The organism is Stutzerimonas stutzeri, assembly GCF_024448935.1.
GTDB classification, from domain to species: domain Bacteria; phylum Pseudomonadota; class Gammaproteobacteria; order Pseudomonadales; family Pseudomonadaceae; genus Stutzerimonas; species Stutzerimonas stutzeri_AO.
Genome location: NZ_JAMOIE010000174.1, coordinates 1 through 3,277, shown reverse-complemented (window position 1 = coordinate 3,277; position 3,277 = coordinate 1). Strand labels below are relative to the sequence as shown.

4 protein-coding genes are annotated in these 3,277 nt (G+C 65.6%); all 4 read right to left on the bottom strand.

Annotated features, from left to right (window positions below):
- Window positions 1–121: 121 nt before the first annotated feature.
- Window positions 122–319 carry a hypothetical protein gene (locus NA637_RS24340; protein WP_256075103.1) on the bottom strand — a complete coding sequence of 66 codons (198 nt, stop codon included), beginning with the start codon at window positions 317–319 and terminating at the stop codon, window positions 122–124.
- Window positions 316–1,110 (bottom strand): ExeA family protein, encoded by a 795-nt coding sequence (locus NA637_RS24335; protein ID WP_256075101.1) that lies wholly within the window; start codon window positions 1,108–1,110, stop codon window positions 316–318. The genes NA637_RS24340 and NA637_RS24335 overlap by 4 nt, the downstream gene beginning before the upstream one ends.
- Before the next feature lie 2 nt (window positions 1,111–1,112).
- On the bottom strand, window positions 1,113–2,435 hold the full coding sequence (locus tag NA637_RS24330; RefSeq protein WP_256075099.1) for a DDE-type integrase/transposase/recombinase: 1,323 nt from the start codon (window positions 2,433–2,435) through the stop codon (window positions 1,113–1,115).
- A 129-nt stretch (window positions 2,436–2,564) separates the two neighbouring features.
- Window positions 2,565–3,092, bottom strand: a complete 528-nt coding sequence (locus NA637_RS24325) for a DUF6431 domain-containing protein (RefSeq protein WP_256075104.1) — start codon at window positions 3,090–3,092, stop codon at window positions 2,565–2,567.
- Window positions 3,093–3,277 lie beyond the last annotated feature (185 nt).

Here is a 3,277-nt window from a genome sequence, read left to right as displayed (position 1 = left end):
TGTTACGTCCCGCTCTAACTCAGCCCCGGCATCCCACCCTATTCCAGGTTGAAATCAGGGGCGTGTCCCACGCTATTCACGGCGGGACACGCCCCTGGTTCAGCTTGGGACATCGGTAGCATCAGCGCGGTTTAGGCGGTGGTCTCAACCAAGGTCGCTCCGGGTCGTAGAGGTTGAGTTGCCCTCGGCGATAGCGCCGTAGCTGGACGAGATAGCGGCTTTCGCAGGCGACAGCAAGATCGTAGAGGAACGCGCTCAGTGCCACGGCGGCTTCGTCTGACAAGTCATCGGGAAACAGCGGTTGGTATTGCGGTTTCATCTCAGCTCCTCGATCGCCTGTTCCAGCAGAGCGTCCGGCAGGTGATTGAGCCCCTGCGGTACGGCCAAGCGCATGGCCGTGCAGAGGATGAGGCCGGCCTGTCGCGGCAGACCCTTGGAGGCCTGGCGCAGCAGTTCTATACCGGAATCGGCCAGCAAGGTGTGTGGGCAGCCGGCGGCCTTGAGCCCATGCTGGATGAAGGCCGCGAAGCGTTCGCGCTCGACCACCGGTTTGAGCTTCACCTGCACCTGGATACGGCTATGCAATGCGGCATAGGGCGCGCGCTCCAGGGTCTGCGCCAGGCTGGGGTGACCGACCAGCCACACGGTGATCAGGTCGCGCGCGTCGAACGCGAAGTTGAGGAAGGCCGGGAAGTCGCGGAAGAATTCCGGCGGCAGGTTCTGTGCTTCGTCGATGATCCACAGCGGCGTCAGTTGCTTGCCGTCGACCAGCTCGTGTATCCGGTTCTTGATGTCGCGCCACAGTTGCGCACGGCGGTAGGCCGGCTCGACGCCCAGGGCGCGCGCCAAGCCACGGTAGAGGTCGGTACGGCCGAAGTCGGTTTCCGCCAGGTAGATGACCCGGTGGCGATGGGGGTTGAGGGCACACGTCAGGTGGCGCAAGGCGGCGGTCTTGCCCACGCCGGGTTCGCCGGTAAGCAGACCGATACCGGGCGATTGCAGCAGCCAGTTGAAACGCTCGCCCAGGTGGCCCAGGCCACCGTCATCCCATAGCTCGACGCCGTCCTTGCCCAGCGGCGGGTGACGCAGGCCAAAGTGTTGTAGGTACATGATCAGACCTCCTCGTCGCCGTAGTACTGGTGATGGGCCAGCTCCACCCGGTTGGGACCGGTGCGCACGCCTTCGGCAGTCGGCACCCGCTCGGGCCGATGCCGCTTGCGGTCACTATTGGCCAGGGCATCGAGCGGTGTGGCATCGCCGATACGCTCGCCGCCGGCGTCCTCGACGCCGACCACGCGGCCGGCATGCGGATCGACCACCAGTTGCACGGACTTGCCGGCGAGTGCGTAAGGCACTTCGAAGCGCCCGCCCAGGTAGGAGACGGTGCCATCGCGCCGCACATGGCGGCAGACCCGGTGCAGGAACAGGCTATCGAGCTGGGCGGCGAGCGGGCCCAGGCGGCGAATGCGCGCAAGGTCCTGTTGGTAGCGCGCCAATGGCGTCATGCCGCCCAGCCCGCTGTGCGGGGTACGGTGATAGACCTGTTCCAGCCAGGCCCACAGCCGGGCATTGAGGTCGTCCAGGCCGTGGATCTGGGTGGGGTCCAGTTCGCCGAGGAACTGGTCGCGGCAGGTGCGATGCCAGCGTTCGAGCTTGCCTTTGCCCTCGGGGGCATAGGGCCGGCAATAGATGAGCTGAACGCCCAAGCGCACGCAGATACCTTGCAAGGTCTGGGCACGGTAGGCGGCGCCGTTATCGACGACCAGTTTGCGGCACACGCCGCGCTTGAGCAGGGCTTGCTTGAGCACGCCCTCGATGTCCAGCGCCGTCTCGCCCAGGCAGAAGGCGCTGTGGGTGATCAGGCGTGAGGCATCGTCCATCAGCGACACCAGATAGACCTTGCGCTGCCGGCCCGCCACCGGGATGGCAGGGCCGTGCATCACGTCGCCATACCAGATCGAGCCGGCGAATTCGGCGACGAAACTGCGCTTCTCTTCGAGCTGGCTGGCCGAACCGTCGATGCGCGACAGGCCCTGTTGCTGCAGCAGGCGGTGGATCGCCGAGCGTGACAGGCTGCCGGCGGCCACGCTGCCAGCAGCCTCCAGCAGCTCGCGGATCTGGCGAATCGAGCGTCGCGGGTTGTCTTGCTTGGCGGCCACGATGGCCTGCTGCACCGCGAGCGGCAGCTTGCACTGGCCGCGATCGCTGCGCGGTTTGGGCAGCAAGCCTTCGATGCCCTGGCGCCGGTAGGCGTAGAACCAGCCTTCAATGGTCTTCTCGCCCAGATGGCGGCGGCGGGAACCGGGAATGTCGTACTCGCGCTGGGCCAATTCCCGCACGATCTGCTGCAACTCGCCACGGGCCAGGCGTTCACGGCTGACCAGGGGGCCGAGCACGGACAGGCGGAATAAGGCCTTGGGATCGATCGCTTTCATGGGTACACACCTTGTTGATGAGGGGTATGCAGCACAGCTCGATTCGCTCGGCTCGGACAGTGGCCAAACTCTGTGGGGTGTGAAATCGGACCGATCCGCGCCGTCCAACCGCCGTTCAGGAGCAGGGCATCACGGGACGACCATCACCCGGTTCAGCCAGGTCATGGCGTCGGCCAGCGACACAGATCGCCAACAGGTTTGCCAGAACTCGGCAAGCTCGCCGGCGCGGCCGAGTTCGCCAAAGCGACTGCGCAGGTGGAAGGCGAAGACCTCATGCCGCCCCGCCAGCCAGGCCTGCCAGCGCCGCACTGTCTGGCGCGCCAAGCCGGTCCAGGCGGCGCAGCGGCGCAGCGACAGCCCCCGCAACACCGCCAACAAGGCACGCTGCTGCATGGCCCAGTCGTACCAGCGCCGGGGCGCGAGGCAGCCGGGCAACCGGGAGCAGGTATGGCCGCAGCCGGCGCAGCAGTAGCGCGGTATCGGTATCGGATGCAGCGATTGGACCGATGGCGACCGCCGATCGGCTTTGCGGACATAGCATCCATGACGCCAGAGCCGGCCAAGCCCGCAGTGTGGGCAGGCGGCGGGCCGATAGTCCTGCGGGGTGTGGCGAATGGCGTGCAGGTGTTGAGCTAGGGAAACGATCGCAGATACCATGCGGTTCATAGGCCGGTCTCTTTTGGTAGCCGTGGAAAGCTTGAGAACTTCCCACGATAGCAAAGGAGTACCGGCCTATCTTGCGTCTACGATGTCCTGCGCTGGTTTGGGAAGAGTGCAGGAATTGCCCCTGACGCACTGCGGGTTGCAGGCGGCGGTTAAGACTTAGATGGTGGCGGACATAA